This window comes from Gardnerella sp. KA00390, from assembly GCF_049244075.1.
In the GTDB taxonomy this organism is placed as follows: domain Bacteria; phylum Actinomycetota; class Actinomycetes; order Actinomycetales; family Bifidobacteriaceae; genus Bifidobacterium; species Bifidobacterium vaginale.
Genome location: NZ_CP058372.1, coordinates 1,215,816 through 1,229,513, shown reverse-complemented (window position 1 = coordinate 1,229,513; position 13,698 = coordinate 1,215,816). Strand labels below are relative to the sequence as shown.

Sequence of the window (13,698 nt, the reverse complement as noted above, 5' to 3'; positions counted from 1 at the left end):
CACTTTTATTTTGATTAATATTTGAATATCTTATTGCATATTTTGCATCGTTTAACATAATTGTTACATATTTCTAGTGCAAATTTACATTTTTGTAATATCTATACAAATGTAAAAGACTTGGCAAAATATCATCTAAAATACGATTTAATCTAATATTTTTCTATTATAATAGTTGTTTTTATGATTTATAGACAAAATAACAGTAAATTTTACATTTAGACTTTTAGCTTGCGTTGTTTAATAAAATCCGTATGATTGAATTTTAATCAACGAAGAGGCCTCTTTATTGGCTTTGCAAAGAATCCATCTGGCAATAAATACTAGGTGGATTTTATTTATTAAGCCTGTAAAAGCCTGTAAAGCTTGTAATGAGACTTTTTCGTGATATTTAATTGAATCCTGCCATACCCAACGTTAGGAGAAAACATATGAAGAATAAGGCATTACTTTTTGCCGCAGCTGCATGCTCGGTTGCTATGCTGCTCGGTGGATGCGGTTCTTCTGCCTCGAAGACCGCTCAAACAAATGGTGGCAAGGTTGTTATTACTGTAAACGACTCCGAGCCTCAGAACGAGCTTGTTCCAGGAAACATTAACGAGAATGCTGGTGCTCGTCCTGCTGTATTGGTCAACTCCACGTTGGTCACTTTTGATGAAAAGGGCAACACGGTAAACGAAGATGCCGAGAGCGTAACTCCAAACGCCGATGCAACCCAATACACTGTTAAGCTTAAAAAAGATAAGAAGTTCAGCGATGGCACTCCAATCACCGCAGAAAGCTTTACTAAGGCTTGGAGCTTTGTAGCAAACGCTAAGAATGCTCAGAAGTGCTCTTCCTTCTTCCAGACCATTAAGGGCTACGAAGACTTGCAGAAGAATGATACTAAGGGCGACGAGCAGCTTTCTGGCTTAAAGGTTGTAGATAAGTACACCTTTACTGTTGATTTGAACCAGCCAGATTCTGTGTTTGCTGTTAAGGTTGGTTACCTTGCATTCGCCCCTCTTCCAGAGTCCTTCTACAAGAATCCAAAGGCTTACGGCGAAAAGCCAGTTTCTTCTGGACCATACTTGTTTAAGTCTTGGGATCACAACAAGCAGATCGAAGTTGTAAAGAACCCAGATTACGATGGCCCACGCAAGGCTCAGAATGACGGCGTTACCTTTAAGATTTACACCGACGGCACCGCTGCTTACCGCGATGTTCAGTCTGGCAATCTTGATATGACGGATAATATTCCAGATACCGAAACAAAGACTTTCCAAAAGGACACCACTGTTAAGGCATACAACCGTCCAGGTTCCGTAATCCAGCAGTTCGGTATTCCTGCAAAATTGCCACACTTCGATGTAACTACCGAAGAAGGCCGCTTGCGTCGTCAAGCTGTTTCTATGGCAATCGATCGCGAAACCATCATCAAGAAGGTTCTTAACAGTACAGCATCTCCTGCAAACGAGTTCACTTCTCCTTTGACTCCAGGCTACAAGGCAGATCTTAAGGGACACGAAAACCTTAAGTTTAATGCCGCAAAGGCTAAGGAACTTTGGGCAAAGGCAGATAAGATCTCTAAGTATGATGGTCCTCTTACCTTTACTTACAACGCCGATGGCAACGCTAAGTCTGTGTTCGACGCAGTTGTAAACTCCCTTAAGAATCATCTTGGAATTAATGCTGAAACCACTCCAGTTCCAACATTCCAAGAGTTCCGTAACGCATGCGAACAGCGTCAGATTAAAGGTGCATGGCGTGCAGGCTGGATGCCAGATTACCCAAGCCCAGAAAACTACTTGACTCAGGAATTTGCTTCCGTTGCTGCAGATGGCAATGGTTCTAACGAAGCTGATTACAAGAATCCTAAGTTCGATGCTTTGCTTAAGAAGGCTTCTTCTTCTAAGCAAGCTGAGGCAACTAAGCTTTATCAGCAAGCTAACGAGATTCTTCTTGAGGATCTTCCATACGTACCACTGTTCTACTCGAACGCTAAGGCTGTTATGGTTCCAAGCTTGAAGGGCTTTGTAATGGATTGGCAGAATATGCCACTTTACTACAAGCTCCACAAGTAAAGATCAAAATCAAGTAGCTATTAATATCAAGTAGCTATTAAAAAATAAACCATAATTTAATAGCATGTAAAAACGTGCTGCTGCCTTCGAATGGCGAATAAAATTACAAAATTCTATCCGCTGTTCGAGGCAGCACTTTGTGTTTTTACTTAGGTTGGGTTAAATCAATATGCAAGCCACAAGTTGGGTGTGTGCTATGCGAATTTTTAAGTAAATATATAAGGAGAAACCAATGGGTAAATATGTTCTGCGCCGTGTTTTGCAGATGATTCCTGTGGTTCTCGGCACAACATTGTTGGTATACGCTTTGGTGTTTGCTTTGCCTGGAGATCCAGTAAAAGCAATGTTTGGCGATAAGCCAATTAACCATGCTGTAGAAGCGCAAATTCGTGCCGAGTATAACTTGGATAAGCCATTTATTATTCAATATTTGTTGTTCTTAAAGAATGCGCTTACTCTTGATTTTGGTCATACGTTTGCTGGTCAGCCAGTAATTGACGAGATTGGCCGCGCATTCCCAGTAACCATTAAGCTTGCGTTGATGGCGTTTGCTTTCGAAGCCTTGTTCGGCGTAGCTTTCGGTATAATCTCTGGCTTAAAGAAAGGAAAGTGGTACGACAGCGTAATCCTGGTTGTATCACTTCTTCTTATTTCTGTGCCAACATTTGTTACTGGCTTTATTGGCCAATATTTGTTTGGTGTTAAGTGGCATATTATGCCTGTTACTGCAAGCAATGATCCTGGATTCTACGATCTTCTTCTTCCTGCAATAGTTCTTGGATCCGTTTCAATGGCATATATTATTCGACTTACAAGGTCGGAAATTTCGTCAAACATATCGCTTGATTACGTGCGCACGGCTCGTGCAAAGGGCTTAAAAGAAGGTTCCGTTATTGTTCGACACATTTTGCGTAACTCGCTTATTCCTGTTGTTACATTCTTAGGTCAAGATTTGGGCGCTCTTATGGGCGGCGCAATGATTTCGGAAACAATCTTCAACATTCATGGCGTTGGATTCCTTACGTATCAGGGAATTCTAAAGGGAGAAGGAAACCTTGTTGTTTCTATAGTTACGCTTCTTATGTTGATATTTGTAGTCAGCAATCTTCTTGTTGACATGTTGTACGCGGCTCTAGATCCGCGCATTCGTTACGCGTAAGGAGAGCACATTATGGAAGATAATTTGATTACAAATAATGCAAATTACAACACATTGCCAGGTCAGGAACGCTATGTTGCTCCTCTTGACGATACGCCTCTTCAAGAAGTTGATTCTGTAGATGAATCTGCTCCAGCTACAAGCATGTGGGCTGATGCTTGGAGATCTTTGCGCAGAAATCCATTGTTTATTGTTTCTGCAATTTTGATTATTGCAATTATTTTTGTTGCGCTCTTCCCAGGCGCTCTCACAAAGCACAATCCTAATTACTGTGTTTTGGAGCATTCGCTTGAGCCAGCTTCTGCTGCACATCCGTTTGGATTCGACATGCAAGGATGCGATATTTACGCTCGAGTTGTATATGGAACACGTACATCTTTAAGCGTTGGCTTGCTCGCAACGGCTTTAGTGGTGTTAGTTGGTTCGCTAATTGGAGCTTTGGCTGGATTCTTTGGCGGATGGATTGATGCGGTTCTTAGCCGAATCACCGATATCTTCCTGGCTCTACCAATGCTGTTGGGTGCAATCGTAGTTTTGCAAATGTTCCGCACATCTAAGTCGATTTGGAAAATCGTGTTTGTTATGGTTCTCTTTGGATGGGTAGGCGTTGCTCGAATCGCAAGAAGTGCCGTTATGGAATCCAAGAATCTTGAGTTTAATACGGCTTCTACAGCTTTAGGTTCAACTCCAATGCGTAATCTTTTCCGTCATATTATTCCAAACTCGCTGGCTCCAATCATTGTTGTAGGAACAACATCCCTTGGTTCTTACATTGTTTTGGAAGCAACACTTAGCTTCCTTGGTATTGGTTTGCCGACTACGACCGTTAGCTGGGGTGTAGATATTTCTACCGCTAGGAATGTTCTTACTACAAATCCAGAAGTTTTGTTCTATCCGTCTATTGCGCTCGCTATTACTGTTCTCGCCTTTATTATGATGGGTGACGCCGTAAAAGATGCGTTGGATCCAAAGAGCCGTAAGGCGTAAGTTAGCGTGGAGGAATAGTGATTATGAACACAGCAACACGTAAAAATGTAGATACCCTTGCAATGCAACGCGAGCAGGGTCCTTTGCTGGAAGTTAAAAATCTTCAAGTTGACTTTACAACGGATTCTAAAAAAGCCGTACACGCTGTTCGCGATGCGAGCTTTAACGTTTACCCAGGTCAATGGGTTGCAATCGTGGGTGAATCTGGTTCTGGAAAGTCAACTTCTGCAATGGCGGTTTTAGGCTTGCTTCCAGGAACAGGTCACGTTACGGGTGGTTCTATTAAGCTTAAAGGTCAAGAAATAAGTAATCTAAAGCCTAAAGATTATGCGGCTTTGCGCGGTACAGCAATGGGATTGGTTCCGCAAGACCCTATGAGCAACCTTAATCCTGTTTGGCGAATTGGAACTCAAGTTAAAGAAGCTCTTCTTGCAAATGGTGTTGACGTTAGTCATGAGAAGCGCTCCGCACTTGCAGAAGCTTTAGCAGGAGACGCTGTAGAAGTCAAAAGCAATGAAGATGAAATCTTCCTTGGCTCTAAAGAACTGAGCGCATTATTGAACGCTGCAAAGCAAGCTTTGGCGCAGGTTGGTCTTAGTGAGCAAACAAATGCCGAAAAGTTTAATGAAGCTATGGAATACTACAAAAAAGAGTGGGTTCCAGGTTCCGAAACTCGTTGGCGCGTTGCCGACGATTTAATCAAGTATGGCGTAGACGACGACAAAGCTTGGGAAATCGCCAAAAAGTATGTTATTGGAGCAAGTGTTGAAGACCGCATTGCTGGTTTGCTTGATGAAGCTGGTTTGCCAGATGCAGCAACTCGCGCAAGGCAATTCCCACACGAGTTTTCCGGCGGTATGCGTCAGCGCGCGTTAATTGCTATCGGTTTGGCTTGCAGACCAGATTTGCTGATTGCAGACGAGCCAACTTCCGCACTCGACGTTACTGTGCAAAAGCGCATTCTGGACCATTTGCATACTCTTACAGATTCTCTAGGCACTTCCGTTCTGTTCATTACTCACGATTTAGGTTTGGCTGCAGCTCGTGCTCAGCACGTTGTTGTTATGTATAAGGGTCGCGTTGTTGAATCTGGTCCATCTTTGGACGTTTTGCAGCATCCTCAGCATCCTTATACTAAGCGACTTGTTGCTGCCGCTCCAAGTCTTGCTTCTCAACGAATCATTTCTGTTAAGGAGCATGGTGGTAACGCGGATAATTTGCTTGAGCATCACGTAGTAGGCGAGCAAGCTCTTGAAAAGAGCGAGCATATTATTACAGTCGATCACTTAACCCGAGAGTTTAAGCTTCCGCGCAAGAAGGAGCTTTTCAAGGCTGTTGACGATGTTTCGTTCTCGATTAAGCGCGGAACAACGTTGGCAATCGTGGGTGAGTCTGGTTCTGGTAAGTCTACTGTTGCAAACATGGTTTTGCGACTTCTAAATCCAACAAGTGGAACAGTTACTTACGAAGGCAAGAATATTGCTGATTTCAAGGGTGCTGATTTGCTTGACTTCCGTCGACATGTGCAGCCAGTATTCCAAAATCCTTATGGTTCGCTAGACCCAATGTATTCGATTTATCGTTCTATTGAAGAGCCTTTGCGAATTCATAAGATTGGCGATAAAAAGAGTAGACAGAATCGTGTGCGCGAGCTTTTGGACATGGTTCGTATGCCTGCTTCTGTTATGACTCGCTTCCCGAACGAGCTTTCTGGTGGTCAGCGTCAGCGCATTGCGATTGCGCGTGCTATGGCATTGGATCCGGATGTAATCGTTTGCGACGAAGCTGTGTCTGCTTTGGATGTGCTTGTGCAAGATCAGGTTTTGCATTTGCTTAACGATTTGCAAGCGGAGCGAGGATTAAGCTACTTGTTCATCACTCACGATTTGGCTGTTGTTCGTCAGATTGCGGACGAGGTTGTTGTTATGCAACATGGCAAACTTGTTGAGCATGCTACAACCGACGAAGTGTTTGATCATCCTCAAAAGGAGTACACTCGCGATCTTCTCGATGCAATTCCAGGTGGAAATTTGGAACTTGGCTTGGATTAGTCGCAAGCTGGTTTATGGGCCTTAAAACTAGTGTCTTATAAACTATAAATTTAAAATAAAGGTGTAGGAGTCAAAACTTCTGCACCTTTATTTTTGCGTACTTTGTGTTGTGTGCATATTAGAGTGGAACTTATGATTACAATTACGACTTCAAATTTGAATGGGATTCGTGCGGCTTGGCGCAAGGGGATGCTCGATTGGGTTCAAGATCACACGCCAGATGTGTGGTGTATGCAAGAGGTTCGTGCTCCGCAAGATGCGATTGATCCGATTATGAGTAAAATCAAGGATTTGTATACGTCTAAAAGTGGTGAATCTGGTCAAAATGACAGGCGATTTTCTGTTACAAATCAGATTTGTGAAATAAAAGGTAGAGCTGGTGTGGCGCTTGTAACGACTTTGCCAGTTGTAGAGCAGCGTTACGGTTTGCCTGGTTTAAGTGAAGACGTTGATTCTGGGCGATGGGTAGAAACCGACGTACATACTCCGCAAGGGTATGATATTACTGTTGCATCTGTGTATGTTCACGCTGGAAACGTTGATGATCCACAGAAAATGCAGCAAAAATTCCGCTTTCTAGATACTATGTTAAAGCGATTAGGGGAGCTTAGAGATATTGCTGCAAGTGGCGGAAATCAGGCGATTTTATGCGGTGATTTTAATATTGCACACACGCCTCTTGACATTAAAAACGCTAAAGCGAATGAGAAAAGTGCTGGATTTTTGCCAGAGGAACGCGCTTATATTGATCGTTGGATTAACGAGTATGAATTTGTGGACGTTATGCGTATGCTTGCTGGCGATATTCAAGGACCATACACTTGGTGGAGTCAACGAGGTAAAGCTTTTGATAATAACGTTGGATGGAGATTAGACTATCAGTTTGCAACACCTGAAATTGCAGAAACTGCATGCGGATTCGTAATTGATCGTGCTCAAAGCTACGATTCTCGCTGGTCTGACCATGCTGCTTTAAACATAAAATATAATGTGTGATTTTGCTTTGCTTGTGATAGGCTGGTGAAGTTGAGTAAAAATAGCCATTAGAAATATGTAAAGTATTCATCGAAAAATGGCAATTAGAGCTTATTAAGAAGAATCCATTAGAAAAGAGGAGCCATGGGATGGTTTAAATCCAAGCGCAAGTCGAAAGCTGCCAAAGATGATGCTGAGAATCTTGCAGAATTTCAATCCCAAAATTCCGCTCTAAGCGATCTGACTGCAGGCGGATATGATGCAGACACGTACTTAGGACGCGGAAGTCTTAGAGGTCCATGGGACATGTCTGATGAGAAACTACCTAATTTAGGTACTTATGTTGATTTCGGCTCCATATATATACCATATTTACAAGGTATAGAGTTGCGAGTAAAAAAGCAGCGTGAAACTGGTCAAGTTCTTGGCATAACTGTTACATATAAATCTTCTAGCATTGAGGTTGAAGCATTTGCAGCTCCTAAAACAGAAGGAATATGGAGTGAAGTTCGTGCGGATTTGCTTAAGGGAAACTCTAATGCTAGGGAAGCGAATGGAGTTTTTGGCAAGGAACTCATACTTCCAGTCAAGGTTGACGATAAGACAGTGGAAACTAGAATTGTTGGTGTGGATGGTCCGCGTTGGATGCTTCGCGGAGTGTTTTCTGGGAGTGCTGCTTTAGAGTCGCAAAAAACAAGCGAAGAGACTGTGCTTCTTAACAAGTGGTTTAGTGATATTGTTATAGACCGCGGAACAGAGCCACTTGCTCCTAGAGATATGATTCCAATGCACGATTTGGTTGCTCCAAGTAATGCAGGTAAAGATGGTTCTGCTGGTTCTGACGATTCTGAAGAAAATCTAGGTCGTCCAAAGGGTCCACTTGGTGCAGATCAGCAAGTAGAAGTCAAAACCACGCTAACTCGTGGACCAATGTTTTCTGAAATCAGATAGTTAAGAGTCGATAGTTAAGAGTCGATAGTAAAAGTCGATAGTAAAAGTCGATAGTAAAAGTCAGGCAGCAAAGGATATTATCTTGGAAAAAAATTCGCGCGGCAAAAAACGCTCAGGATTAGCATCTTTAGCTTCCATTGGATCTGAAGGAAACACGTTTTCTGTTATTGACTCCCTTGGAGGAGTTCGAGGCGTAATTGAATCCATGCTGCCAGGCTTGCTGTTTGTTATTTGTTTTGTTGTAACGCGAAACGTACAAACAACGGTTATTGCGTCTGCGGCTCTTGCAGTTTTGCAAGTTGTGGCGCGCATGATTCAACGCCAGTCGATTATGGGTGCTCTAAGTGGGTTGGTTTCTGTAGGGATTTGCCTTATTTGGGTGTGGACGAGTCATCAAGCTCGCGACTACTACATGATGGGCTTTATTACAAACGCTGTGTATGGTGCGCTTCTTGCGATTTCGCTGATTGTGCGCGTGCCAGCGCTTGGGCTTGTGATTGAATCGATTCGCAAAATGCCTACGGAAAATTTTGGCGAGTGGCTGCACGAATGGCTTGATTATAAGCCGCTTAAGCGTGCATACATGTATGTTACTGGATTGTGGATTGGTGTTTTTGCGCTTAGGCTTGTTTTGCAAGTGCCGCTGTATTTGGCGAATAACGTTGTCTGGCTCGGTACAGTTCGATTGCTTATGGGATTGCCATTCTGGGCGCTCGCAATTTGGGTTTCTTACTTGATTATTGCAACGCCGTTTATGCGTCTTCATCATAAAAATCGCGAAGAAAATTATCGTGAAGAAAATCAAATTGACGAAGATCAAAACGATGTAAATTCAAGTGAAGTAAAATCAGCTTAACAAAAATCAGCGTTAGAGAATCGGCTTAACAAAACGCAAAACTAAGGGGTAGTTTATGCAAGTGACGATGCGAATCGAGCGATATGCGGATCAAGGAAGATGCGTAGGTCATCTTGACGGACGCGTTGTATTCGTGCGATTTGCGCTGCCTGGTGAGCTGGTTGTTGTGCGCATGGATGAGCCGATGCGTGCAAAAGCGCACTTTTTCACTGGAGAAGTTGTAGAAGTTTTGGAGCCTAGCGCGGATCGTGTGGAGCCGCAATGGAAACTCGCTGGTCCTTTGGCTCAGGGTGGCGGAGTTGGTGGCGCAGATTTAATTCATGTTTCTTTGCCTGGGCAGATTCGTTGGAAGGCGTCCGTAATTGCCAATCAATTCCAGCGTTTAGCGCATATGGACGTTTCTGCTAGCGATATTACTGTTGAGTGCATGCCAGGGGATGAGGAGCTTAACGGATTTAACTGGCGTACGCGCATGGAGTTAGTTGCGGATGATGAAGGGCGATTGTCTATGCGTAAGCGCGAGTCGCATGATCGCATTGCGATTGATACTATGCCACTTGCGTCGCGCGCGGTTTTGGCTGTTGCGGATTCTTTGGACTTGTGGAATCGTTCTTTCTCGCCAAATGCGCAAATTCGTCTTGCTGTTCCAGAGCCTAGAGTTGATGGTTTTGATTTTAATGATAAGGCTGCGCTTCTTAGTGCGATTGGCGAAAATTATGCGCTTATAGTAAATGATGAGTTGGTTGCAGGATCGGCATTGTTGAGTGAGCGTGTACGCGTTGCTGTTGATGGAGATTCATCGCGTATGCGTACTTTTGATTACGATGTTGACGCCCGCGGTTTTTGGCAGATTCATCGCGCAGCTCCAGAGCATTTGGTGAACTACGTTTTGGGATTAGTTCGTTCTGCGCTTGGTGGTCGTACTAAGAATACGGTTTTGTGGGATTTGTATTCTGGATCGGGTTTGTTTACGATTCCGCTTGCGACTTTGGCTAATGTTGGAGGAGATTCTTCTAGTGCTGTGGGTGCTCTTGGTACTACTGGCACTTTTGGTTCTGCAGAGCCAGCGCGCGTGCTTAGTATTGAGGGTGCGCCGATTGCTGTAAAGAACGCAAGGCGAAACATTGGGCGCGCAGGGCTTAGCAGAGATATTGTTGAAGCGCTTGAAGGGGATGTTGCGCAAACGCTTGAATCGCAGGTGTTTAAGGCGAGTAAATCGTCTAAAATTGTGCGCCGATTTGCGCATCCAGATGTTGTTGTGTTGGATCCTCCGCGCGCTGGTGCTAAAGCTCAAGTTTGTAAGCAGATTGCGAAGTCTGGAGCAAGAGCTGTTGTGTACGTTGCCTGCGATCCGACTAGTCTTGCTCGCGATGTTGGCACGTTTAGAGAGCTTGGATACAGCGTTCAGTCTTTGCGCGCATTCGACTTATATCCGGAAACTCATCACGTCGAGAGTGTCGTATTGATGTCAAAGGCTTAATAGGTGGGTGCATTTTTGCCCTTATGTAGCAAGGCTTAGCGAGGGCTATCGTTAAAAGGTTTAATGTGCGGCGGCTTTAAGCTGGGTTCTCGTGATTTTTGAGTGCAGTTTGGCTGTTTGAGGGAAGATGTCGACGCTCTAGGGTTGAGTGCACAGGATGTTAACGTTAAAAAGTGCACACACTTTGCACCCAGGCTGTGAAGTGGGAAAATATAGCTCAAAAGGTAAAATGAAACCTGATTATTAGTATGTGCACGAGGAGGTGCTTAAGGAATGGATAATAAGAAGTTTATCGCAGAGACGAAAGATGTTCGTTTAACGGTGAAACGTGCTGATACCTTTGGCGTGAGCTTTGTTAACTGTGAACAAGATATATTGAGGGTTGAGGAAGCGCAAAATGTTATAAGGCTTATTCAAACTAAAAAAGTCTCAGCTTCGAATTGGTTGAGGTGGTTTACTCAGGGTATGCCTGAAATTGTTGTGAGTTTGCCACATGATGTGGAAGTTTGTGAGGTTGAATCTGATTCTAATCAAGTGCTCATCACGGATATTGAGATTGGTAAGCTTTATGTAGAAGTGAACAATGGCAAGGTAGAAGTTGTTAATTTGAAGGCGGATGATGTCTTTCTTAAATGTTATAATGGGTTGGCTTCAGCAACAAACGTAGAAGTAACTCATGTTTGTACGCTTGATACGTTAAATGGCATGAGTATTTTAGAAGGAACAATCACCAAGGATGCAAGCCTTGAAGTAGATTGTGAGAATGGTGTCACCGAGGTTTCAGATAAGAAGAAGGTAAATTGTAAAAACGATGGATTTGCGCATTACATGGTGCACTGTCTTAATGGGAAAGCTATTGCGAAGTAGCAGACATATAGATCAAAAAAGAAGCAATAAAACTTGATATAAGTTGGAATTAGAGCGTATATAGACATACCGATAAAGGAGGAAGCCGTATATGCTCTATGTAAAATTTGATGATTTCGAAGATGTTAGCGTCATGGGAAATGAGAAAGATCATGGAATGTTTATTCCGATTAAGGATGGGAATGTGTATGCTGAGTGCGAACGGTGCGGTGTAGTTGAAAGGATCACCTCACCATGCGAATTCATTGCTAGCACATTTAGGTCAAGAGTGAACTTCAATGAAGGTTATGAACTTTGCGAGAAGTGCTTGCAAGAGGTTGAGTTTGTTACTGTCGCTTTGAGAACTGGAAAATTACCTAATCGAGAATTGAAATGACTGAAAAGCAAAGCAGTGATAACCGTAGTAATACATGAAAAACTAAACGTTAAAAGGTGCACCCACTTTGCACCCAGGGCGGTAAATGATAAGTTTAGGGAGGCGTTTTATGTCAGTAATTAAAATTGAAAACCTCACTTTCTCATATTATGGATATGTAAAACCCATATTTAAAAATGTATCGTTTTCCTTTGATACAAACTGGAAAACGGGATTGATAGGAAGAAATGGAATCGGTAAATCAACTCTATTTAAGTTACTTTTAAATCAAGAAACTTATCAAGGTAAAATAAGCAAGGATGTTGAATTTATTAAATTTCCACCAAATATAAGCGATACTTCAAAATTAGGAATTGAGTTATATAAAGAACTAATATCAGATGAGGAAGAATGGAAGTTATTTAGAGAACTCAGTTTGCTAAATGTAGATGAGAACCTTGTTTACAGAGAGTTTGAAACGCTTTCTAAAGGAGAACAAACAAAAATCCTTTTAGCTATTTTGTTTACAAGAGGAGATGGCTTTTTACTTATTGATGAACCAACAAACCATTTAGATATGAACGGAAGAAAAATTGTAAGTGAATATCTGAAAAGTAAAAAAGGATTTTTGCTCATTTCTCATGATAGAGATTTTTTAGATGGTTGTATCAATCATGTTATTTCTATTAACAGGAATTCTATTGATGTCCAATCGGGAAATTTTACATCATGGTATGAAAACAAAGTGATGAAAGACCAATTTGAAATTAGTCAAAATGAGAGATTAAGAAAAGATATTAAACGATTAAAAGAGGCTGCAAGACAAAGTCAAATTTGGTCTGATAAAATTGAAAATACTAAAAATGGTGTGAAAGTATCAGGTGTAAAACCAGACAAAGGACATATAGGTCATCAATCAGCCAAGATGATGAAAAAATCTAAGAATTTGGAGAATAGACAAAACAAGGCAATAGAAGAAAAACAGAGTTTACTAAAAGATATCGAAATAAAGGAAAGCCTATTACTGCATCCGCTACATCATCACAAAAATCCCCTAATATCGGTTAGCAATTTATCAGCATACTATGGAGAAAGACAGATCCTAAGTAATGTAAGTTTTGAGATAAAGCAAGGCGACATAGTGGCTATATATGGGGGTAATGGTAGCGGAAAATCAACCTTGATTAAAATTTTATTAGGTATAAATCACGAGTATACAGGTGAGATAAAATTAGCAGGTAATTTAAAAATCTCGTATATTCCTCAAGACACATCTAATTTAACAGGTAGCCTAAATGAATATATTCACAAGCAAGATGTTGATGAAACATTGTGTAAAACAATTCTAAGAAAATTAGATTTTTCAAGAGAATTATTTGAAATGGATATGAAGAATTATAGTGATGGACAAAAAAAGAAAGTTTTAATTGCTGTAAGTTTCTCAAAGCCAGCTCATATATTTGTTTGGGACGAACCACTGAATTATATAGATGTAATATCAAGAATACAGATTGAGGAAATTATAAAAGAAGCAAAGCCTACACTCATATTTGTGGAACACGATAAGCGATTTGTAGAAGATATCGCTAATAAAATAATACAATTTTAAGTAAAATCCAAATCCCAGTTTGTAGTGCCTTAGACTTTTATCATCATACGACATTCCCCTTGTCAGCTTCTTTCCTGCAACGAACGTTAAGGCTCTTTTTTGATGCATGGTTATCATCAGGGTAGTTTTGATACGTCGAGAGTGTCGTATTATTGATGTCAAAGGCTTAATAGGTGGATGCATTTTTGCCCTTATGCAGCAGGGTTTAGCGAGGGCTATCGTTAAAAGGTTTAATGCGAAGCGGCTTTAAGCTTACTTCTCGCGGTTTTTGAGTGCGATTTTTCTGTATGAGGGAAGATATCAACGCTCTAGGGTCGAGTGCAATAAGTTCAATGACTGTTGCTT

11 protein-coding genes are annotated in these 13,698 nt (G+C 41.8%); all 11 read left to right on the top strand.

What is annotated here, in order from left to right; translation table 11 throughout:
- Window positions 1-431 precede the first annotated feature (431 nt).
- The 11 genes from HXT53_RS04935 to HXT53_RS04885 all read left to right on the top strand — a co-directional run bounded on the left by HXT53_RS04935 (window position 432) and on the right by HXT53_RS04885 (window position 13,353).
- Window positions 432-2,063, top strand: coding sequence for a peptide ABC transporter substrate-binding protein (locus HXT53_RS04935; protein ID WP_004113349.1), 1,632 nt, complete (start codon window positions 432-434; stop codon window positions 2,061-2,063).
- Between the two features lie 232 nt (window positions 2,064-2,295).
- The gene (locus tag HXT53_RS04930; RefSeq protein WP_004114675.1) at window positions 2,296-3,222 is read left to right on the top strand and encodes an ABC transporter permease; all 927 of its coding nucleotides are present in this window, start codon (window positions 2,296-2,298) and stop codon (window positions 3,220-3,222) included.
- A gap of 12 nt (window positions 3,223-3,234) precedes the next feature.
- Window positions 3,235-4,209, top strand: coding sequence for an ABC transporter permease (locus HXT53_RS04925; protein WP_004114677.1), 975 nt, complete (start codon window positions 3,235-3,237; stop codon window positions 4,207-4,209).
- Between the two features lie 23 nt (window positions 4,210-4,232).
- Entirely contained in the window at window positions 4,233-6,260 is a 2,028-nt protein-coding gene (locus HXT53_RS04920) for a dipeptide ABC transporter ATP-binding protein (protein ID WP_116437078.1), read from the top strand.
- Between the two features lie 132 nt (window positions 6,261-6,392).
- Window positions 6,393-7,256 (top strand): exodeoxyribonuclease III, encoded by an 864-nt coding sequence (locus HXT53_RS04915; RefSeq protein WP_004113341.1) that lies wholly within the window; start codon window positions 6,393-6,395, stop codon window positions 7,254-7,256.
- A gap of 123 nt (window positions 7,257-7,379) precedes the next feature.
- On the top strand, window positions 7,380-8,186 hold the full coding sequence (locus HXT53_RS04910; RefSeq protein WP_004114681.1) for a DUF3710 domain-containing protein: 807 nt from the start codon (window positions 7,380-7,382) through the stop codon (window positions 8,184-8,186).
- 82 nt (window positions 8,187-8,268) lie between these two features.
- Window positions 8,269-9,042, top strand: a complete 774-nt coding sequence (locus HXT53_RS04905) for a DUF3159 domain-containing protein (protein WP_004114683.1) — start codon at window positions 8,269-8,271, stop codon at window positions 9,040-9,042.
- A 55-nt stretch (window positions 9,043-9,097) separates the two neighbouring features.
- The gene (locus HXT53_RS04900; RefSeq protein ID WP_174142885.1) at window positions 9,098-10,522 is read left to right on the top strand and encodes a class I SAM-dependent RNA methyltransferase; all 1,425 of its coding nucleotides are present in this window, start codon (window positions 9,098-9,100) and stop codon (window positions 10,520-10,522) included.
- Between the two features lie 273 nt (window positions 10,523-10,795).
- On the top strand, window positions 10,796-11,389 hold the full coding sequence (locus HXT53_RS04895) for a DUF4097 family beta strand repeat-containing protein (RefSeq protein ID WP_004114736.1): 594 nt from the start codon (window positions 10,796-10,798) through the stop codon (window positions 11,387-11,389).
- Between the two features lie 91 nt (window positions 11,390-11,480).
- Entirely contained in the window at window positions 11,481-11,765 is a 285-nt protein-coding gene (locus HXT53_RS04890; RefSeq protein WP_004114737.1) for a hypothetical protein, read from the top strand.
- Between the two features lie 109 nt (window positions 11,766-11,874).
- Window positions 11,875-13,353: an Lsa family ABC-F type ribosomal protection protein gene (locus HXT53_RS04885; RefSeq protein ID WP_115761907.1), complete on the top strand. Its 1,479-nt coding sequence runs from the start codon at window positions 11,875-11,877 to the stop codon at window positions 13,351-13,353.
- The last annotated feature ends 345 nt before the right edge of the window (window positions 13,354-13,698 follow it).

What these genes read in the sequence shown, in the direction of transcription:
- HXT53_RS04935 (WP_004113349.1), top strand. Translation starts at nt 432, where the DNA reads ATGAAGAATAAGGCATTACTTTTTGCCGCAGCTGCATGCTCGGTTGCT.
- HXT53_RS04930 (WP_004114675.1), top strand. Translation starts at nt 2,296, where the DNA reads ATGGGTAAATATGTTCTGCGCCGTGTTTTGCAGATGATTCCTGTGGTT.
- HXT53_RS04925 (WP_004114677.1), top strand. Translation starts at nt 3,235, where the DNA reads ATGGAAGATAATTTGATTACAAATAATGCAAATTACAACACATTGCCA.
- HXT53_RS04920 (WP_116437078.1), top strand. Translation starts at nt 4,233, where the DNA reads ATGAACACAGCAACACGTAAAAATGTAGATACCCTTGCAATGCAACGC.
- HXT53_RS04915 (WP_004113341.1), top strand. Translation starts at nt 6,393, where the DNA reads ATGATTACAATTACGACTTCAAATTTGAATGGGATTCGTGCGGCTTGG.
- HXT53_RS04910 (WP_004114681.1), top strand. Translation starts at nt 7,380, where the DNA reads ATGGGATGGTTTAAATCCAAGCGCAAGTCGAAAGCTGCCAAAGATGAT.
- HXT53_RS04900 (WP_174142885.1), top strand. Translation starts at nt 9,098, where the DNA reads ATGCAAGTGACGATGCGAATCGAGCGATATGCGGATCAAGGAAGATGC.
- HXT53_RS04895 (WP_004114736.1), top strand. Translation starts at nt 10,796, where the DNA reads ATGGATAATAAGAAGTTTATCGCAGAGACGAAAGATGTTCGTTTAACG.
- HXT53_RS04890 (WP_004114737.1), top strand. Translation starts at nt 11,481, where the DNA reads ATGCTCTATGTAAAATTTGATGATTTCGAAGATGTTAGCGTCATGGGA.
- HXT53_RS04885 (WP_115761907.1), top strand. Translation starts at nt 11,875, where the DNA reads ATGTCAGTAATTAAAATTGAAAACCTCACTTTCTCATATTATGGATAT.